Raw genomic sequence first — 17,512 nt, 5'->3', positions numbered from 1 at the left:
ATGTCCAAGAGCATCGAAGTCAACGACCTCAACGTCTACTACGGCGACTTTCTCGCCGTCGAGGGTGTCTCCCTCGACATCCAGCCACGCAGCGTGACCGCCTTCATCGGTCCGTCCGGATGCGGCAAGTCCACCTTCCTGCGCACCCTGAACCGCATGCACGAGGTCATCCCCGGCGCCCGCGTCGAGGGTGAGGTGCTGCTCGACGGCAAGGACCTGTACGGTCCTGGCGTCGATCCGGTGCTCGTCCGCCGCCAGGTGGGCATGGTCTTCCAGCGCCCGAACCCGTTCCCCACGATGTCGATCAAGGAGAACGTGCTCGCGGGCGTGAAGCTGAACAACCGACGCATGTCGCGCTCGGATGAGGACGCACTGGTCGAGAAGTCCCTGGCGGGCGCCAACCTGTGGAACGAGGTCAAGGATCGCCTCGACAAGCCGGGCTCGGGCCTCTCGGGCGGTCAGCAGCAGCGTCTGTGCATCGCCCGCGCGATCGCCGTCTCGCCCGAGGTGCTGCTGATGGACGAGCCGTGCTCGGCCCTCGACCCGATCTCGACCTACGCGATCGAAGAGCTGATCGGCGAGCTGAAGAACGAGTACACGATCGTGATCGTCACCCACAACATGCAGCAGGCCAGCCGCGTGTCCGACAAGACGGCGTTCTTCAACATCTCCGGCACCGGCAAGCCCGGCAACCTCATCGAGTACGACGACACCGCCACCATCTTCACCACGCCCAGCGTGCAGGCCACCGAGGACTACGTCTCGGGTCGTTTCGGATGATCTGACGCCTGGTTCGTCTCTGGCCCGGCGTTCGGGTCGTGGGATGTGAGGGATGACCTGACGAGGGTGCGGCGTGTCGCAGTGTGACACGCCGCACCCTCTTCTTTTCGTCCCCGGCATCCTGCATCCCTTCTTCGTCCATAGGACGGATGCTGACGGGTGTTGTCCACAGGCCCCGGCCTCCGGCACAGGTGGCCGGGCCTGGGCGCGCCAGGATCGGGGGATGCGAACCCTGTCTGCTGCCGCCGCGCTCCTCGCGTGCGGTGGGATCGCGCGGACAGCGGGGCTACGACGGCGCGGGGTGAGCGAGCGCGAGCTCGCCCGAGCGGTCGGCGCAGGCGAGATCATCCGGATCCGCAAGGGTGTGTACGCGTCGGCTGACGTGTCGCCGATCCTGCGCGGCGCCGCCGAGCGCAGTGGGGTTCCCGCCTGCACGGATGCCGGTCGGCTGATCGGCCTGTGGATTCTCACCGAGACGCCGGGGCATGTGTGGGTCGGCGCGACCGGAACGGTGCACGGCGACGATCAGGGCATGCACTGGGATGCCGGGATGCCGGCGTTCGGCGAGCTGCCGCCGGTGGCCAACGTGCTGTTGCAGATCGCCGTCTGCACCGACGACGAGACGTTCTTCGCCGCGTTGGAGTCGGCCCTGCGCTGGTCGCTGATCTCCCCGGCAGGACTCGCCTGGCTGTGGCATCACCTGCCGGTGCGCATGCGGGAGTTGATGGCGCTGGCTCGCTCCGATGCCGACAGCGGCCTGGAGTCGCTCGTGCGGCTGCGGCTGCACCGGCTGGGCATCCGTGTGCGCACGCAGGTGATGATCGCGAGCGTCGGCGAAGTCGACATCCAGATCGGCGACTGCCTGCTCATCGAGTGCGACGGCCGCGAGAATCATGAGCGGGAGCAGCAGCGCCACAAAGACCTCTGGCGGGATGCTGCTGCCGCGGCCCGCGGATACCAGACCTTGCGCTTCGACTACTCGATGATCGTGCATCATTGGCCGCACGTGGAGGCGGCGATCCTGGCCGTCGTGCGCTCGGGCGCTCACCTGCGCCCGGCCGGACGCGTGGCGTCCTAGAGACCAAACCGGGTCGCCACGGCGCGCCGCGGGGGGACACGCCCGGTGCAGGATGATCCGTCCCCGGCATCCTGCACATCGACTCAGCGGGGCGAGAGCAGGTACGCGTTCAGGGCGGCCGTGAAGGCCGCATCGACCGGCAGGGGTGCACCGTCGACCGCCGTGATCGGGGCAGCGAGGCGAATGCTGGAGACCAGCCAGGCGGCATCCGCCCCGGCCAGGTCGTCGACCGTGAGCGTGGCGTACTCCGCGGTCAGCCCCTGATCGGCGAGGTACTCGTAAACGCTGAGCTGGGTGGTGCCATGCAGGATGCCACCCGACGGCGCCGGCGTGATGAACCGCTCACCACGACGAATGATGAGCGATGCCGTCGGCGCTTCGAGCACGTAGCCGTCGCGCGTAACGAAGACCGCGTCATCGGCACCCCGTCGGTGCGCCTCACGGAGCGCCGCCATGTTCACCGCATACGAGAGCGTCTTCGCGCCGAGCAGCAGCCACGGCGCCCGCTCCCCCGCGCCCAGGTCGTAGCCGCGATCGAGGGTGACGACGCGGATGCCGTCAGTGCGCGCGGCCGAGAAGTCCGATGCCGGCGCAGCCGTCGCCCACGCCGTCGGCGCGGGCCCGTGCTCGACGCCACGGCTGAGGATGAGCTTGATGACGGCCTCACCGGGCCCGCACTCCGCCGCGGCGAGCGCGATCGCCTGCCGCCACTGCTCGAGGTTCGGGGCCGGCAGGTCGCACAGCTTCGCCGAGTGCGCGAGCCGCTGCACGTGCGGCTCGACCTCCTGCGCATGCCCGTCGACCACACCGATCGACTCGAAGACGCCGTCTCCGCGCTGCGTGCTCAGCTCTCCCACGCTCAGCGCGGGGGCGGTGGGGTTGACCGCGGTGAAGCTGTCGGAGAAGTCGGCTCGCTGTTCGTCGGCGTCGACGGGGGTGATCATCAGGGCGAAACGCTGTGCCATGAGATGAGCTTAGGCCGCGGGGAATACTCCCGCCGAGAACGCGTTATTATTGATCGGCCGGGCCGCATAACCCCGGGCTCCAACTTCTGCCGCTGCGAGCGGCCTTCCGCCGAGAGGCGTTCTTGCGGTCCGGCTTTTTTCTTGCCCCGATCAGGGCGATCTGACCCGTCAGGTGAGGGTTCCGCGCCGCCAGGCCACCGCCGACGCACTGAGGTCGTCGGCGTAGGTGCTCAGCCGCAATGCCCGCCGGGTGAGCTCGCCGGCACGACCGGGCTCGGTGTTCTCGTAATCACCGGCCAGATGCACTGCCCCCGCCGCCTGCACCCGGCAGTACGACGCCGCGCGCTCCAACGCGACGGCGAAGTCACCACGGAACACGCCACGCAGAATCGTGTCGACCAGCGCCGCCAACTCCTCGGGAGACGCGGGCGCCGGAGCGCCGGCGATCACCGCATCCGCGCTGCGCAGCTCGACCCGGCCCCGCTCGTACAGCAGCGCGGTCATCCCGGCGTCATCGCGGATCGACACCTGCAACAGGTACAGCCGCCACAAGGCCCCCGGCAGAGAACGGGCCGGCGCATTCGCCCACAGCTCGGCGATGTCGTCGATGCCCTGCTCGGCGGCGAAGGCGATCATCCGCTCCGCGCTCTCACCCGTGATATCCGTACGCGCACGCTCCAGCAGAGCCGATGCCGTGGCGTGCGCGACGCGCGCCTGCTCTGCCGGGTCAGCCTGCGCGACGAGGTTGTCGAAGGCGGCGGTGGGGCGGCGGACGGGACGGTGGAACTGCTCTGGCATCCCTCCAGGCTACGCCGCGCTCAGGCGGTGGGGATGACGAGGATGGGGTCGCTCGTCGGCGCGCCTGTGGGCGAGCCGCCGTCCTGCTCGACCGTGACGGCGATGACATCACCCTCGTGCAGCGCTCCTTCGAGCGGCGCGGTGGCCGCACCCTGTTCCGGGTCGAAGACACCGGCCGCGACGGGCGTATCGCCGCGGACGAACCACAGCTGATAGGTCTGCCCCTCGCCTGCGTCATCCATGCCCGCGGTGACCAGCACGGCCTTACCGAGGTCCTCCGACCAGTAGGCGGTGGCCTCGGCACCCGAGTCCATCTCGACGGTCGCCTCCTGCACATCGTCGGCCCCGCGCACCTCGTCGAGGGCGACGACCTCGTCGGAGCGCAGCAGCTGCGGCACGATCACCGCGGCTCCGACACCGAGGCCGGCGATGAGTACGAGGGATGCCGCGAGGGTGAACAGCCTCCGCGACCAGCCGCGCCGCGGCGCGGCAGCAGCAGCACTCACGACCGGATCGGTCGCGGGATGCTCGGGGAGGGCATCCATCGTCGGATCCGCCTGCGGCTCCCCCTGGGGGGTCTGCGCGATCTGCGCCAGCAGTGCCGCCCTGATCTCTGCGGGAGGTGTCACTGAGGGCGCGACCTCGGCGAGCGCCGCGGCAGCCGCCGCATGCGCGTCGACGCGGTCGCGCCACTGCGGGTTCTCGGCGAGCGCCTCGGCGAAGCGTCGCTCGTCGGCATCCGAGAGCGCATGCAGGGCGTGCCCTGCGGCGAGCTCATCGAATTCTTCCTCGGTCATAGGATCACCCCCAGTTCTGTGCGCAGTCTGGTCAGCCCATCCCGCATCCGTGTCTTGATCGTCCCCAGCGGCGATCCGGTCAACGCGGCTATCTCGCTCTGAGAGTAGCCACCGTAGTAGGCGAGGATCAGCGCCTCCTGCTGCGCCTCGGGCAGTGCGGCGAGCGCGCTCACCACCAGTTCGCCGTCCAGCTGCGACTCGACCGTGTCGGCGACCACGTCGCGCGCGTCGGCCAGGTCGCGGATCCCGATGCGTGTGTCACGATCCGCGCTGGACTGCGACGCACGCACCCGATCGACCGCGCGGCGATGGGCGATGGTGAGCACCCAGGTTCTGCCCTGCCCCTTGTTCGGAGCGAACCGGCCAGCGGATTGCCAGACCTCGAGGAAGACCTCCTGCAGCACTTCTTCGCTCTGCGAGCGGTTGACCAGCACCCGCAGGATGAGCGCGAACACGCGCGGCGAGAGCAGATCGTAGAGTTCGGCGAAGGCGGTCTGGTCGCCGGCGGCAACGCGAACGAGGAGGTCGGCGGCGAGATCCCTCGCCGAACCGTCCTCCGGCACGTCCACGCCGTCGATGACCATCTCCTCCAGCATGCCGCATCCTCCGCTCTGCTTCGTCTTCCTCGGACCGCGTCGTCTCACCCGAAGGTGAACGAATAGACCTGCACACCGGGCGAGACGTCGATCTCGATGGTCCCCGTGCGGGAGGATTCAGCCTTGAGCAGCGCGTACGATCGCGGGGTGCCATCGACCGCGATCACGGTGGGCGCTCCCCCATCGACGCGCACGGTGATCTCTCCCGTGCCGGCGAGCACGGTGCGCACCTCGGCCGCGCGATAGTTCAGGCGGATGCCGGCGCCGCCCTGTTCCGGTGTGGCGTACTGCGTCTCGATGCGCCACTGTCCGTCGAGCGCGAAGCTGTCGGCCGGCTGCTCGTCGGGGAACGTGTAGTCGGCACTGCCGGCCCGGTAGGCGCCGTCACCGCCATAGTTGACGTCCTTCGCCGATCCGAGGAAGGTCTCGCGCGTGGTGCTGCCCACGTCGGGCGTTGCGTCCTCGACGTCAGTCGCCGCGGGTAGGTCGGCCGATGGGTCGGCGTCGAGCAGCAGTTCGCGGATCATCTTCTCCGTCGCGGCGTAGTTCCCCTCCCCGAACGAGATATGCCGCACGGTGCCGGAGGCGTCGATCAGGTAGTGCGCAGGCCAGTAGCGGTTGCGGTACGCCGTCCAGGTGGAGAGCGTGTTGTCGAGCGCGACGGGGTACTCGATGCCGAAGTCGCGGATGCCGGCGGCGACGTTTCCGGCATCCTTCTCGAAGGCGTACTCGGGCGAGTGGATGCCGATGACCTGCAGCCCCGCGTCGCGGTAGGCCTCGTCCCAGGCGACGACGTGCGGGATCGAGCGCTGGCAGTTGATGCATGAGTACGCCCAGAAGTCGATGAGCACGACCTGCCCTCGCAACTCGCCGAGATCGAGTGCGGCCCCGTCGTCGGTGTTGAGCCATTCCTGGATGCCGCGGATCGCCGGAGCCTGCCCGCACTCCTCGAGCACGGTGGCGCCGTTGGTGCAGTTGTCGAGTTCGCGGTTCTCGTCGGTCACCAGGCCGCCGAGGTCGAGGGCGTCGCCCTGCTGTTCGGCGAGATCCTGCTGGATGCCGGCGGTGTAGTCGGGCAGGAGCCGCTGCAGGGCCTGCGGCACGTTGAAGATGAGGCCCACCGCGAGGGCGATCATCGCGATGCCGGCGGCGATGCGCAGGCCGCGCTCGCGGGTGCGGAACGCTCGGATGCGCTCGATCAGTCCCCGCCCGGCGAGGGCGAAGATCAACAGCGGAAGGGCGACGCCGATCGCGAAAGACAGCGTGAGCGTGATGGTGCCGACCCCGATCTGTCCGGTGGCGCCGGCGACGATGATCGCGGCGAGCACCGGACCGGCGCACGGCACGAAGACCGCGCCGAGGGCGAGTCCGACGCCGAAGCCGTTGCCGCGGTTGCTGACTTCTTTGCGGGGCAGCCATTGGAAGGGCTTCTCCAGCAGCTGCTCGAAGCGCGGCACGAGAAGACCGACACCGAGCAGCAGAAGCACGACGATCCCGGCCCAGCGCAGCAGGTCCTGCGGTAGCCCCAGCAGACCCAGCAGCAGCGAGCCGGCGAGGGTGACGAGCGTGAAGCTGAGCACGAGGCCGGCGATCACGAAGTAGGGGCGGCTGCGGCGAGCCGGCACGCTCTCCCCTTCGAAACGTGCCGACTGCGCCCCACCCGTGAGGAAGATCACCGGGAGCACGGGCAGGATGCAGGGCGATATGCCGGTGATGAGGCCGCCGAGCAACCCGATGATGATGAGATCCATGATCCGCCTTCCGTCACCGCCTGTTCGGGTCAGAGGCGGGTTTCGGATTGGATCAGAAGATTTTCGAAGGATCTCCCATCCGATCGGCGAGGGGCGCCGAAGACCTCATGACGCCGCGGGAAGTCCGTGGCCGCGAACCTCGGAGGTTGTCATGTTCAGCACCAAGAAGAAGTTCACCGCAGCCCTCGCCCTCGGCTTCGCCGGCACGCTCGTGCTCGCGGGCTGTGCCGCGGGCAGCAGCTCGGAGTCCACTCCGTCGACGGAGCCCGAGACGACCGAGACCACAGAGGCCACGCCCGACATGATGGACCCGGCGGCGAACCTCGTCGGTCCCGGTTGCGAGGCGTACGCCGAGGCCGTTCCGGATGGCGACGGGTCGATCCAGGGCATGTCGCAGGACCCTGTCGCCGTGGCCGCCTCGAACAACCCGCTGCTGACCACGCTGGTCGCGGCCGTGAGCGGTCAGCTCAACCCGGACGTCAACCTCGTCGACACGCTCAACGGCGACGAGTTCACTGTCTTCGCGCCGGTCGATGATGCCTTCGCCAAGATCGACCCCGCCACCATCGAGGCGCTGAAGACCGACGCCGACACGCTGACGTCGATCCTCACGTACCACGTGGTCCCCGGCCAGATCGAGCCCGCCGACATCGCCGGGATGCACACCACCGTGCAGGGTGCGGACCTCGAAGTGACCGGCTCGGGGGATGAGTGGATGGTGAACGACGCGAACGTCATCTGCGGCGGCGTGCAGACCGCGAACGCCACGGTCTACCTCATCGACACGGTGCTCCTGCCGCCGGCTGAGTGACCCGTTCGTAGACAGGGGCCTGCCGACCGCGCGTCGGCGGGCCCCTTCTGTGCGCCCTAGACTGGAGGCACGGGCCTCTAGCTCAGTTGGCAGAGCATCGGACTTTTAATCCGCGGGTCGTGGGTTCGAGCCCCACGGGGCCCACCGCATTTCTTCCGTGTTATCGAGACACCGTCAACGCCGGTGCATCCGCCGCCATCCGCGCGCGCTCGTTGAGCAGGTGCCGCACGCCGGTGAGGACGACGGCGGCTGTCAGCGCGGCGGCGAGCACGACCACACTGACGATCAGCGCGGTCGTCAAAACCGTGGGCTCCCCCGGATTCGGCGGCGATGACGTGAGACCGAACAGCACGCTCAACACGACCGCGAACGCAACACCGGCGGTCACCCAGGTGACCTTTTCGAACACGGTGGCGGTCATCGCCGCCGCAGCATGAGGACCTGTCATGCCGTGAACATACTCCTCTCGCCGCCGTTTCCGCGAGAGTCAATCGGGTGGCGCCTGCGCCGGTCGCAGCACGAGCTTCACGCCATGCAGCGCACCGGCCTCGAGTCGGGCGTGCGCGTCCCGCGCCGCCGTGAGCGGCGCCTCTTCGATCCGGGGCGGCGTGAGCGTGCCGCTGGCCAGCATCCGGTTGATGAGCTCCGCCGCATCCGCGAGCTCTGCCACGGTCGCCGAGCTGATCGCGAAGCCGAGGATCGAGCCGTCACGGGTATAGAGGCCACCCACGGGCAGCTCCGGCCGCGCCCGCAGACCCGCCATGAGCACAATGCGACCGCGCGGTGCCAGAAGATCGACTGCCAGATCGAGATCGTGATGGCCCGACGTGTCGAGGTGCACATCGGCGCCGTGCGGTAGCGCCTCGCGCAGTAGCGTCCCGAGCACCGGATCCCGGTAGTCGAGGGCGACATCGGCGCCGAGCCGTCGCACGTCGTCGAGATCGGATGCCGATGCGGTGGCGATCACGCGCGCACCGGCCTCTCGCGCGATCTGCACCGCCGCGCGTCCGACGTTCCCCGCGGCGCCGGCGACGAGCGCTGTCTCGCCCGGCCGCACCCGGGCGTGGGTGTGCAGCGCGAGGAAGGCGGTCGCCGCCGCGTGCACGGTGGCGACGAGCGGGAGCTCATCGACGCCGTCGGGGATGCGGTAGAGCCGGTCGACCGGCACCACCGCGTACTCCGCCGTCGCGCCCTGGCGGCCGGCATGCCCCAGGCTGTTCGTCCACACGCGGTCGCCGACCCGAAAGCCGTCGACATCGGCGCCGAGTGCGGCGACCCGCCCCGCCAGGTCGCGCCCCAGCACGAACGGGAACGGCACCTCCGTGGCGTACGACCCGGAGCGCACGAAGGTGTCGACGGCGTTCACCGCGACTGCAGCGACCTGCACGAGCACCTCACCCGCACGGGGCGCCGGGACGAGCAGCTCGCCGATGCGGATCTCCGACACCGGGCCGAGGCGCTCGACGTACGCCGCCTGCATCGACTTCGGCGTGTCGCTCATGCCCTCAGTCTCCCGCACGATCCCACCCGCGGGTACCCGGCTCAGTTGCCGCGCGCCACGTCGATGACCCGCTCGGTGCCGGTGACCTGGGCTGTGACCGCCCCCGCCGATGCCGCAGCGACCTCAGCCACCAGCGCCGTAACGGCCGCATCCGGTGTCCAGACCGCGAATTCCGCGACGGCGGCGTACACCGTCTCGCCCAGCACCGCGCCGTGCCGCGACGTCCACTCGCGCAGCAGGTTGTCGAACCGGCCCGCCTCTGCGTGCGGCACGGCGAGGGTGACCTCGGTCAGCAGCATCCGATCCACGAGCGCCGCGTGATCCAGCGCCTCCGACACCGCCGAGGAGTACGCCCGCACCAGGCCGCCTGCCCCGAGCTTCACCCCACCGAAGTACCGCGTCACCACCGCCACCACATCGGTCAGCTCGCGCCGACGCAGAACTTCGAGCATCGGCATCCCCGCGGTGCCGGACGGCTCGCCGTCATCCGACGACCGGGCACGGTCACCCCGAAGACCCGTTACCTGGGCGCTGCAGTGGTGACGCGCATCCCAGGCCCGTCTGCGCGCTTCTGCAATCACCGCGTCCGCCTCATCCGGAGAGGAGACCGGGGCGAGATGCGTCAGGAAGCGCGACTTCTTGATCACCAGCTCGTGGTCCACCGGCGCCGCGATGGTCGCGGGAAAGGCGGAGGCAGGCACCCCGCCAGGCTACGCGCTTCAGTTGCGCTTCAGCCTCGACCCGACAGACTGTCAGCATGCGGATCCTGCTTGTCGACGACGAGGTGCGTCTCGCCGACGGCATCCGTCGCGGCCTCGAAGCCGAGGGCATGGTCGTCGACGTCGCCCATGACGGCCTCACCGGCCTGCGCCTGGGCACCGACGGCGACTACGACGCCATCGTGTTGGACGTGATGATGCCCGGCATGAGCGGGTATCGCGTATGTCAGGCGCTGCGCGCCGACGACGTGTGGACCCCGGTGCTCTTCCTCACCGCGAAGGACGGCGAATGGGACGAGGTCGAGGGACTCGACACGGGCGGCGACGACTGGCTCACCAAACCGTTCTCCTACCCCGTGCTCGTCGCCCGCCTGCGGGCGCTCGTCCGTCGCGGTGGCCGGGAGCGCCCCGTCGTGCTCGAAGCTGGCGATCTGCGCCTGGACCCCGCCGCACGACGCGTGTTCCGCGGCGATACCGAGATCTCCCTCACCGCCCGCGAGCTGACCGTGCTCGATTTCCTCCTGCGCCGCCGCGGCGAGGTCGTCACCAAACGCGAGGTCATCACGAACGTGTGGGGCGACGACTTCGACGGCGACGCGAACATCGTCGAGGTCTACGTGGGCCATCTGCGCTCCAAGATCGACCGCCCGTTCGGCCGCGCCGCCATCGAGACGGTGCGCGGCGCCGGCTACCGCCTCGCGGCCGGGGGCGGCTGATGCCCCGCCGGGTGTTCCGCTCCCTGCGCGGCCGTGTCACCGCCGGTGCGCTCATCGTCGTCGCCGTCGTGCTCGGCGTCGGCGCCGTCGCCACCGTGGGGCTGCTCGAACGCACCCTCACCGACGGCGTGCGGGTCTCGCTGGAACAGGACCTCAGCAGCATCAGTGAACGGCTCGACGGGCGCGGCGGCCCGCGTCTGGACGACATCGACGATGATCTGCTCGTGCGCCTCTCCGGCCCGCGCGGCGGCGTCAACGATGAGGATGCCGCCGCCCTCCCCACCGTGCCGGAAGACCGCACCGCACGGGTCGTGATCGACGGTGAGACGTATCTCGCCGTCTCCGACGACGTCGACGATCACACCCTCACAGTCGCCCGATCGCTCACGCACGTGCAGGACTCGGTCACCACGGCGACCGTTCTGCTGGTCATCGCCGTTCCGCTCGTGCTGCTGCTCGTCGGTGTGGTCGTGTGGGTGGTCGCCACTCGTGCGCTCGCGCCCGTCGAGCGGATGCGCCGGCAGGTCGACGAGATCGACGCGACCGACCTCGACCGACGCGTCGACGCCGGCGCCGACGACGAGCTGGGCGCACTTGCCGAGACCATGAATCGGATGCTGGATCGCATCGAACAGGGACAGATCACACAGCGTCGTTTCGTCAGCGACGCGTCGCACGAGTTGCGGTCGCCGCTGGCGACGATCCGTCAGCATGCCGAGGTCGCCCGCAGCCACCCCGAATCCATGCCAGTCGAGACCCTCAGCGAGGTCGTACTCGATGAAGGCGCCCGCATGCAGGACCTCGTCGAGGGGCTGCTGCTGTTGGCCCGCCTCGACGAACGTCGCGCGCACCCGCAGAGCCCCACCGACATTGATGACCTGGCCCTGACCGAGGTACGGCGCCTGCGCTCGCTCGGCGTCGAGGTCGATGGGCGCGGCATCGGTCCCGGCCGGGTGCTGGGCACCGAGACGCTGCTCGCGCGTGCCCTGCGCAACCTCGTCGACAACGCCGCGCGGCACGCCCACGCGCTCGTCACGATCCGTGTCTGGACCGACGGACCGTGGGTGCACGTGCAGGTCGAGGATGACGGAGACGGGATTCCCCTCACGGAGCGCGAGCATGTCTTCGACCGCTTCGCCCGCCTCGACGAGGCGCGGGCGCGCGATGCCGGCGGCAGCGGGCTCGGTCTCGCGATCGTGCGGGAGATCGTCCTCGCCCATCACGGCGCCGTCATGGTGGACGACTCCCCCACCGGGGGCGCCCGGTTCAGCATCTCACTGCCGGCCGCGACCGAAGCCTGAAGGCGGCTTCAGGGTTCTTCAGCGGGGCTTCACCGCCCGCGCGCGAGAGTGGAACCATGAACAACGACGACAACAAGACGCCCGACGCCGAGCAGCCCTCCGTGCCCGACACCGCAACTCCCGCAGCGGACTCGTCGGCGGCATCCTCCGAGGCATCCCCCGTCGCGGACGCCGAGACGCAGCGCCTGCCGGAGCAGCCCCCCGCTGCGGTGTCGAGCACCCCCGGGGAGGCGGACGCCGCCCCCGCCTCCTCTGGGCGTCGCCGACGCAACATCCTCTGGGGAGTCGCGGCCGGTGTGCTGCTGCTCGGGGTCGCCGGCGGTGCCTACGCGATCGGCGCGAACGTCGGCGACAACGACGACGATGACCGCACGACCAGCCAGCAGGGCCCCGGACAGGGCGGCCCCGGTCAGGGCGACGGCGGTCAGCATGGCCCCGGCGGACACGGTGATCGGGACGGTGATGACCGCGGCGACCGTGACGACGCCTCGACCGACGCGACCAGTTCGGTGCCCGCTGACGCGGCGTCGCTGAAGGAAGCCGCCGAGGCGGCGGTGGCGGCCGCTGACGCCGAGGGCGTCGTCTCGATCGAGGTCGAGAACGGCGGGTATGAGATCGAGGTGCGCCTCGCTGACGACACCGAACCCGACGTCTTCGTCACGACCGACGGCGCCGCGACGGTGCGCAACGATGACGACACAGACACGAGCCCCGAGCCGCTGCTCGACCTCGACAAGCTCTCGGATCTGATCGCCGCCGCCCTGGAGGCCGCCTCGGCAGAGGCCGGCACCGACGGCACGATCCACTCCGTGTCGACGAGCGATGACAGCACCCACCTGTACGAGGTGGACGTGCGGATGCCCGATGGCTCGGACGTCGACGTCGACCTCGACGCCGACCTCGCCGTGGTCAGCTCCGGCGTCGACAGCTGATCATTCAGCCGGGCAACGCGGCATCCACGACGGCCTCAGCGTGGATCCGCGTGGTCGGGAAGATGGGGATAGGGCTGTCATCAGCCGAGATGAGAAGCTCGATCTCGGTGCATCCGAGGATCACCCCGTCGGCTCCTTCCTGAACGAGGTGCCCGATGACTTCCCTGTAAGCCTGCCGGGACTGCTCCGACACGATGCCGCGGACCAGTTCGTCGTAGATCACCCGATGTACGACGGCTCGGTCTGCGGCATCGGGCGTGAGCGTCTGGATGCCGTGGGCGGCGAGGCGATCACGGTAGAACGTCTGCTCCATCGTGAACGCGGTGCCCAGCAACCCCACCCGGTCGATGCCAGCCGCGCGGATCGGCGCGGCCACAGCGTCGGCGATATGCAGCACCGGCACGGTGACGGCAGCGCTGATCTGATCGATCACCAAGTGCATCGTGTTCGTGCACAGCACGAGCACTTCTGCCCCTGCGCTCTCCAGGGCCCGCGCCCGCGCGGCGAGCAGCGTGCCCGCCTCCGCCCATCGGCCCGCTGCCTGCAGCGCTTCGACGTCGGCGAAGTCGACCGAGTCCACGATCACGCGCGCCGAATGCACGCCGCCCCGTCGATCGCGCACCAACTCATTCACCAGGCGGTAGTACTCCGCGGTCGACTCCCAGCTCATTCCGCCGAGCATCCCAATCAGTTTCATCCGTTCCCCTCGGCGGTGAGCGCGGCCAGCATCTGAACGGTGCGCAGGTTGCGGCCCGTGCCTGCCACCGCGAGCCCGCGGTCGAGCACGGTCTTGGTGAGCTTCGTGGAATGAACGCCGGCGGGTCCGTAGTCGATCCACAGGTCTCGCCCGACCAGGGCGATCCTTTCCTCTGGCAGCAGACGCGGCAGGAGGGCGTCGATCGCCCCCGGTGCCGCGTCGCCCTCGAGGAACATCACATGCAGCAGTTTGTCGGATGCGGCGTCGGGGAAGGGGTTCTCGGCGAGCGCGGCGGCCAGCTGCGCGTGGCTTCGATGGATCACCGGAGTGTCGACATCGAACGCCTCGGCAATGAGGGCGCGCACCTCGGCACACGCCGCCGAGTCGTCGTCTGGTGTGTCACAGATCACGTTGCCGCTGGCGATGTAGGTGCTGATGCCGGTGAGCGTCGTCCGTTCCGCGAGCAGGGCGCGTAGCTCGGCCATCGGTACGCGGTTGCGCCCGCTGACATTGACGGCGCGCAACAGCAGAGCCGAGCGCGCCGTCACGCGGGCGTCCCCGGCGCGAGCTCGGCACCCGCGTGAGCGAGCTCGGCTAGTGCGGCCTCGGAGGATGCGGGACCGACGCCGGCCACAAGGTCGGTGAGCACCCGCACGCGCAGACCGTGAGCGATCGCGTCGAGCGCGGAGGCCCGCACGCAGTGGTCGGTGGCAATGCCGACGACGTCGGCCTCGAGGATGCCGTGGGAGGTGAGCACCTCCCCCACGGTCGCCCCGTCGTCAGTGATGCCGTCGAACATCGAGTAGGCGGGCTTCCCCTGCCCCTTGCGCACGTGATGCGTGATCGACTCGGTGGCCAGCAGCGGGTCGTAGGCGGCGCCGTCGGTACCGGCGACACAATGCACGGGCCAGGTGTCGGTGTAGTCGGGCTGCGCGGAGAAATGCCCGCCGTTGTCGCCCTCGGCATCATGCCAGTCCCGCGAGGCGACGATGAGCGCATAGTCATCCCGGTGGGAGGCGATCCATGCCGTCACCGCGGATGCCACGGCATCCCCTCCGGCCACCGCAAGGGCGCCACCCTCGGTGAAGTCGTTCTGCACGTCGACGATGAGAAGTGCCTTGCTCATGCTCCGAGCGTACGCGGTCGGTGGGAACGACGAAGCCCCGTCCGGGTGGACGGGGCTTCGGGTGGAGCCGCCTAAGGGAATCGAACCCTTGACCTATTCATTACGAGTGAATCGCTCTGCCGTCTGAGCTAAGGCGGCGTGTGCGGCGTACCGCGGCACGATCAATGATCCTACCCTGTCGGAGCGGTCACCGCGAAACCGAGCGGCATCACTCGCAGACGAGGCCGTCTTCGGGCACCGTTCCGTCGATCAGGAAGTTGTCGACCGCGTCGTTCACGCACAGGTTGCCCTTGTTGTAGCCGGTGTGGCCCTCTCCCACGTAGGTGACGAGCACGCCCTCGGCAAGCTGGTCGGCCAGCGATTCGGCCCACTCATACGGGGTAGCCGGGTCACCGGTCGTGCCGACCACGACGATCGGGCCGCTGCCCTCGGCCGTGATGGCACCCCGGGTGCCGGTGGGCGGGTACGGCCAGTCTTCGCAGGCGTCGGGCCCCTCCCAATACGGAGCGATGGTCGGCGCACCCTCGCGGATCTTCTTCATCGCCGCATCCTCAGCAGCCTGGTCGTCGTCTGCCGGATAGTCCATGCAGTTGTAGGCGCGGAACGCCTCCGACGAGTTACTGACGTAGGTACCGTCTTCACGGTCGTTGTAGAAGTCGGCGAGGTAGATGATCGTCGAGCCATCGCCCTGCAGCGCCCCACTGAGCGCCTGGGTCAGCACGCCCCAGCTGTCGGGCGAGTAGAGCGCAGCGATGATGCCGGTCATCATCGTGTCGGCACCCACTTCGCGCCCGTCACCGGTGGGCAGCGGGTTGGCATCGGTCGAGGCCAACAGGGCACCGAGGTCACTCATCGCCTCATCGACGGTGCCGGTGAACGGGCATCCCTCGGTCTCGAGGCAGTCGGCCATGTACGCCCGCAGCGCCGACTCGAATCCGAGCGCCTGGGTCGTGCCGACGTCGATGCTGGGGATCGCCGGGTCGATCGCCCCATCGAGGACAAGCCGCGTGGCCCGCTCGGGGTACAGCTTGGCGTACGTGGCGCCGAGGAACGTGCCGTACGAGTAGCCGAGATAGTGCAGCTGCTCGTCGCCGAGCACCGCGCGCAGCAGATCCATGTCACGGGCAGAGTTCACGGTCGTGATGTACGGCAGGATGCCGCCGCTCTCTGCCTCGCACCCTTCGGCGTACGCCTTGTTGCGGGCCTTCAGCTCGGCTTCCCACTCGTCGCTACCCCGCTCGGCCTCGGGAATGTCGTAGAGGTATGCATCCATCGCCGCATCGTCGAGGCAGCTCACTGCCGTCGAGCGGCCGACGCCGCGCGGGTCGAAGCCGACGACGTCGAAATTCTCGATCAGCGAGGGGCTGACCGCGTAGTCGAGGCTGTCGGCCACGAAGTCGTAACCGCTGCCGCCGGGCCCGCCCGGGTTGATGAGCAGCGAGCCGACGGCCTGACCCTCAGCCTGGTGGCGCACCACCGCGAGCTCGATGTCACCCGCGTCCGGGTTCTCCCAGTCGAGCGGGGCGGTGACAGTGGTGCAGTCGAACGTGGTGCCGCATGAGGTCCACTTCAGCTCCTGCGAGTAGAAGGGCAGCAGATCGGCGTCGACCCCGTCGGTGACCGGCGGCTTGGTCTGCGACGGCTTGGTCTCGGGGATCGCCGCGTACAGGCAACCGGACAACGTCAGCGTGGCAGCAGCGACGACAGCGACGACGGCCGCGAGGCGGCGGGGGGCGGTGCGGTTCTTCACGGTGTCCTTCCGCTCGTGACAGTCACGAGAAGGCTTTCCAGGGCGAGCAGCGGCGCGACGTTGCGCTCCAGCGACTCACGCGTGTCGGCGATGGCGTCGAGCACCACCAGGGTACGTTCCACGGGCCAGGCAGCGGCGAGCGCGCTCAGTTCTGTGGACAGTTCACGGTTGATCAAGTCGTCGCCCCGGCCGTACTGCAGCATCATCACGTCGCGGAACATCGACTGCAGGTCGGTCAGCACGCGGTCGATCCCGTCGCGCAGCGAGCGGGTCGCCCGCTTGCGCTGATCGTCTTCCAGGGCGGACACCTGGGCGCGCACGGCAGGCGGCACCGCCTGCCCCTCGGCCACGCCCACCGTGCGCAGCAGGGCGGCGCGCTCGGCGGCATCCCGTTCGGCCGTCAGCGCCTTGGCGTCGTCGGTGGCGGTCTGAATGATGCGTCCGGCGACCTCGACGGCATCCGACACTCCACGCACGGCGAGCACGGCGCGCAGCGAGTCGTCGCGGCGGCGACGGGCGGACTCGTCGGTAGCCAGCCGCTGCGCCATACCGATGTGACGCTGCGCGTGCCGCGCGGCCTGCTCGGCGACCACGGGGTCGGTGCCCGTGCGCGCGGTGATGAGCCGGGCGACGTCGGCGACGTCGGGCTCGCGCAGACGCAGCGGGCGCACGCGGGAGCGGATCGTCGGCAGCAGGTCGGCTTCGCTGGGGGCGCACAGCACCCAGACCGTGCGCTCCGGCGGCTCTTCGAGCGCCTTGAGCAGCACGTTGGAGGTGCGCTCGACCATACGATCGGCGTCTTCGACGACGATCACGCGGTAACGGCCGGCCGACGGGGCGAAGTATGAGCGTTCAACCAGGGCACGGGCCTCGGCGATCGTGATGATCAACTTGTCGGTGCGGAGCGCCGTGACATCGGGATGCGTGCCGGCGAGCACCTGCCGCATGGTGCGCTCGTCTTCGGGCCCTTCGGCGATGAGCGCGGCCGCGAAGGCGTACGCGAGCGTGGAGCGTCCCGAACCGGGAGGGCCCGTGATCAGCCAGGCGTGCGACAGGGATGCCGGATCGGATGCCGCATGGCGCAGCGCCTCGACGGCGGCATCCTGCCCCCAGACGTCGGACCACGGAAACGGCGCGACGGTCGGGGAAGGCATGCGATCAGCCTAACCGTCGTGACCGACAGAGCCGCGCGGC

General features: G+C 69.5%; 19 protein-coding genes and 2 tRNA genes. 7 read left to right on the top strand and 14 right to left on the bottom strand.

The features are described from left to right. Entirely contained in the window at positions 1-780 is a 780-nt protein-coding gene (gene pstB, locus WDU93_RS11020; RefSeq protein WP_337320555.1) for a phosphate ABC transporter ATP-binding protein PstB, read from the top strand. A 223-nt stretch (positions 781-1,003) separates the two neighbouring features. Next, positions 1,004-1,858: a type IV toxin-antitoxin system AbiEi family antitoxin domain-containing protein gene (locus WDU93_RS11015; protein ID WP_337320553.1), complete on the top strand. Its 855-nt coding sequence runs from the start codon at positions 1,004-1,006 to the stop codon at positions 1,856-1,858. Between the two features lie 83 nt (positions 1,859-1,941). Here WDU93_RS11015 and WDU93_RS11010 read toward each other — a convergent pair whose 3' ends face one another. From WDU93_RS11010 to WDU93_RS10990, 5 genes are all read right to left on the bottom strand, one after another. Then, complete coding sequence (locus WDU93_RS11010; RefSeq protein WP_337320551.1) at positions 1,942-2,823, bottom strand: aminodeoxychorismate lyase; 882 nt, start codon at positions 2,821-2,823, stop codon at positions 1,942-1,944. 168 nt (positions 2,824-2,991) lie between these two features. Further along, positions 2,992-3,621, bottom strand: coding sequence for a DNA-directed RNA polymerase subunit beta (locus WDU93_RS11005; protein WP_337320549.1), 630 nt, complete (start codon positions 3,619-3,621; stop codon positions 2,992-2,994). A gap of 20 nt (positions 3,622-3,641) precedes the next feature. Then, complete coding sequence (locus tag WDU93_RS11000; protein ID WP_337320547.1) at positions 3,642-4,418, bottom strand: anti-sigma factor; 777 nt, start codon at positions 4,416-4,418, stop codon at positions 3,642-3,644. Further along, a complete protein-coding gene (gene sigK / locus WDU93_RS10995) occupies positions 4,415-5,014 on the bottom strand; it encodes an ECF RNA polymerase sigma factor SigK (RefSeq protein WP_337320545.1) in 600 nt (199 codons plus the stop codon). The genes WDU93_RS11000 and sigK overlap by 4 nt, the downstream gene beginning before the upstream one ends. A gap of 44 nt (positions 5,015-5,058) precedes the next feature. Next, positions 5,059-6,765 (bottom strand): cytochrome c biogenesis protein DipZ, encoded by a 1,707-nt coding sequence (locus tag WDU93_RS10990; RefSeq protein WP_337320544.1) that lies wholly within the window; start codon positions 6,763-6,765, stop codon positions 5,059-5,061. A 151-nt stretch (positions 6,766-6,916) separates the two neighbouring features. On the opposite strand from WDU93_RS10990, the gene WDU93_RS10985 reads away from it, so the two are divergent. Together WDU93_RS10985 and WDU93_RS10980 are read left to right on the top strand one after the other, a co-directional pair. Then, the gene (locus WDU93_RS10985) at positions 6,917-7,576 is read left to right on the top strand and encodes a fasciclin domain-containing protein (RefSeq protein WP_337320542.1); all 660 of its coding nucleotides are present in this window, start codon (positions 6,917-6,919) and stop codon (positions 7,574-7,576) included. Between the two features lie 71 nt (positions 7,577-7,647). Next, a tRNA-Lys gene (locus WDU93_RS10980) sits at positions 7,648-7,720 on the top strand. Between the two features lie 16 nt (positions 7,721-7,736). Here WDU93_RS10980 and WDU93_RS10975 read toward each other — a convergent pair. Genes WDU93_RS10975 through WDU93_RS10965 form a run of 3 tightly spaced genes read right to left on the bottom strand, consistent with a single transcriptional unit; the run spans position 7,737 to position 9,778 of the window. After that, on the bottom strand, positions 7,737-8,024 hold the full coding sequence (locus WDU93_RS10975; RefSeq protein ID WP_337320540.1) for a hypothetical protein: 288 nt from the start codon (positions 8,022-8,024) through the stop codon (positions 7,737-7,739). Between the two features lie 39 nt (positions 8,025-8,063). Next, complete coding sequence (locus tag WDU93_RS10970) at positions 8,064-9,077, bottom strand: NADPH:quinone reductase (RefSeq protein WP_337320538.1); 1,014 nt, start codon at positions 9,075-9,077, stop codon at positions 8,064-8,066. A 41-nt stretch (positions 9,078-9,118) separates the two neighbouring features. Further along, a complete protein-coding gene (locus WDU93_RS10965) occupies positions 9,119-9,778 on the bottom strand; it encodes a YigZ family protein (RefSeq protein WP_337320537.1) in 660 nt (219 codons plus the stop codon). Positions 9,779-9,834: 56 nt separating this feature from the next. Between WDU93_RS10965 and WDU93_RS10960 the strand changes: the two genes are divergently transcribed. Genes WDU93_RS10960 through WDU93_RS10950 form a run of 3 tightly spaced genes read left to right on the top strand, consistent with a single transcriptional unit; the run spans position 9,835 to position 12,745 of the window. After that, positions 9,835-10,512 (top strand): response regulator transcription factor, encoded by a 678-nt coding sequence (locus WDU93_RS10960; protein ID WP_337320535.1) that lies wholly within the window; start codon positions 9,835-9,837, stop codon positions 10,510-10,512. Beyond that, positions 10,512-11,813, top strand: a complete 1,302-nt coding sequence (locus WDU93_RS10955) for a sensor histidine kinase (RefSeq protein ID WP_337320534.1) — start codon at positions 10,512-10,514, stop codon at positions 11,811-11,813. Before WDU93_RS10960 ends, WDU93_RS10955 begins: the two co-directional genes overlap by 1 nt. A gap of 56 nt (positions 11,814-11,869) precedes the next feature. After that, entirely contained in the window at positions 11,870-12,745 is an 876-nt protein-coding gene (locus tag WDU93_RS10950; RefSeq protein ID WP_337320532.1) for a flagellar basal body-associated FliL family protein, read from the top strand. Positions 12,746-12,749: 4 nt separating this feature from the next. On the opposite strand, the gene WDU93_RS10945 is transcribed toward WDU93_RS10950, so the two are convergent. The 6 genes from WDU93_RS10945 to WDU93_RS10920 form a co-directional block, all read right to left on the bottom strand. Beyond that, entirely contained in the window at positions 12,750-13,442 is a 693-nt protein-coding gene (locus WDU93_RS10945) for an aspartate/glutamate racemase family protein (RefSeq protein WP_337320530.1), read from the bottom strand. Next, complete coding sequence (locus WDU93_RS10940; RefSeq protein WP_337320528.1) at positions 13,439-13,990, bottom strand: DUF1697 domain-containing protein; 552 nt, start codon at positions 13,988-13,990, stop codon at positions 13,439-13,441. Before WDU93_RS10940 ends, WDU93_RS10945 begins: the two co-directional genes overlap by 4 nt. Further along, positions 13,987-14,568: an isochorismatase family protein gene (locus tag WDU93_RS10935; protein WP_337320526.1), complete on the bottom strand. Its 582-nt coding sequence runs from the start codon at positions 14,566-14,568 to the stop codon at positions 13,987-13,989. The genes WDU93_RS10940 and WDU93_RS10935 overlap by 4 nt, the downstream gene beginning before the upstream one ends. A 62-nt stretch (positions 14,569-14,630) precedes the next feature. Beyond that, positions 14,631-14,706: transfer RNA gene (locus WDU93_RS10930), tRNA-Thr, on the bottom strand. A 70-nt stretch (positions 14,707-14,776) separates the two neighbouring features. Next, positions 14,777-16,318 (bottom strand): alpha/beta hydrolase, encoded by a 1,542-nt coding sequence (locus WDU93_RS10925; RefSeq protein ID WP_337320524.1) that lies wholly within the window; start codon positions 16,316-16,318, stop codon positions 14,777-14,779. Further along, entirely contained in the window at positions 16,315-17,472 is a 1,158-nt protein-coding gene (locus WDU93_RS10920) for a DNA polymerase III subunit delta' (RefSeq protein ID WP_337320522.1), read from the bottom strand. The genes WDU93_RS10925 and WDU93_RS10920 overlap by 4 nt, the downstream gene beginning before the upstream one ends. Positions 17,473-17,512 lie beyond the last annotated feature (40 nt).

The sequence above is a fragment of the Microbacterium istanbulense genome (assembly GCF_037204145.1).
Lineage (GTDB): Bacteria > Actinomycetota > Actinomycetes > Actinomycetales > Microbacteriaceae > Microbacterium > Microbacterium istanbulense.
Note: the sequence above shows the minus strand (reverse complement) of the source record. Positions and strands in the feature narration are given on the sequence as shown.

Excerpts from the sequence above, each read along its gene's own strand:
- WDU93_RS10920 (WP_337320522.1), bottom strand. The coding sequence starts at position 17,472 with ATGCCTTCCCCGACCGTCGCGCCGTTTCCGTGGTCCGACGTCTGGGGG.
- WDU93_RS10975 (WP_337320540.1), bottom strand. The coding sequence starts at position 8,024 with ATGACAGGTCCTCATGCTGCGGCGGCGATGACCGCCACCGTGTTCGAA.
- WDU93_RS10945 (WP_337320530.1), bottom strand. The coding sequence starts at position 13,442 with ATGAAACTGATTGGGATGCTCGGCGGAATGAGCTGGGAGTCGACCGCG.
- WDU93_RS11005 (WP_337320549.1), bottom strand. The coding sequence starts at position 3,621 with ATGCCAGAGCAGTTCCACCGTCCCGTCCGCCGCCCCACCGCCGCCTTC.
- sigK (WP_337320545.1), bottom strand. The coding sequence starts at position 5,014 with ATGCTGGAGGAGATGGTCATCGACGGCGTGGACGTGCCGGAGGACGGT.
- WDU93_RS10960 (WP_337320535.1), top strand. The coding sequence starts at position 9,835 with ATGCGGATCCTGCTTGTCGACGACGAGGTGCGTCTCGCCGACGGCATC.
- WDU93_RS10955 (WP_337320534.1), top strand. The coding sequence starts at position 10,512 with ATGCCCCGCCGGGTGTTCCGCTCCCTGCGCGGCCGTGTCACCGCCGGT.
- WDU93_RS10985 (WP_337320542.1), top strand. The coding sequence starts at position 6,917 with ATGTTCAGCACCAAGAAGAAGTTCACCGCAGCCCTCGCCCTCGGCTTC.
- WDU93_RS10970 (WP_337320538.1), bottom strand. The coding sequence starts at position 9,077 with ATGAGCGACACGCCGAAGTCGATGCAGGCGGCGTACGTCGAGCGCCTC.
- pstB (WP_337320555.1), top strand. The coding sequence starts at position 1 with ATGTCCAAGAGCATCGAAGTCAACGACCTCAACGTCTACTACGGCGAC.
- WDU93_RS10990 (WP_337320544.1), bottom strand. The coding sequence starts at position 6,765 with ATGGATCTCATCATCATCGGGTTGCTCGGCGGCCTCATCACCGGCATA.
- WDU93_RS10935 (WP_337320526.1), bottom strand. The coding sequence starts at position 14,568 with ATGAGCAAGGCACTTCTCATCGTCGACGTGCAGAACGACTTCACCGAG.
- WDU93_RS11010 (WP_337320551.1), bottom strand. The coding sequence starts at position 2,823 with ATGGCACAGCGTTTCGCCCTGATGATCACCCCCGTCGACGCCGACGAA.
- WDU93_RS11000 (WP_337320547.1), bottom strand. The coding sequence starts at position 4,418 with ATGACCGAGGAAGAATTCGATGAGCTCGCCGCAGGGCACGCCCTGCAT.
- WDU93_RS11015 (WP_337320553.1), top strand. The coding sequence starts at position 1,004 with ATGCGAACCCTGTCTGCTGCCGCCGCGCTCCTCGCGTGCGGTGGGATC.
- WDU93_RS10950 (WP_337320532.1), top strand. The coding sequence starts at position 11,870 with ATGAACAACGACGACAACAAGACGCCCGACGCCGAGCAGCCCTCCGTG.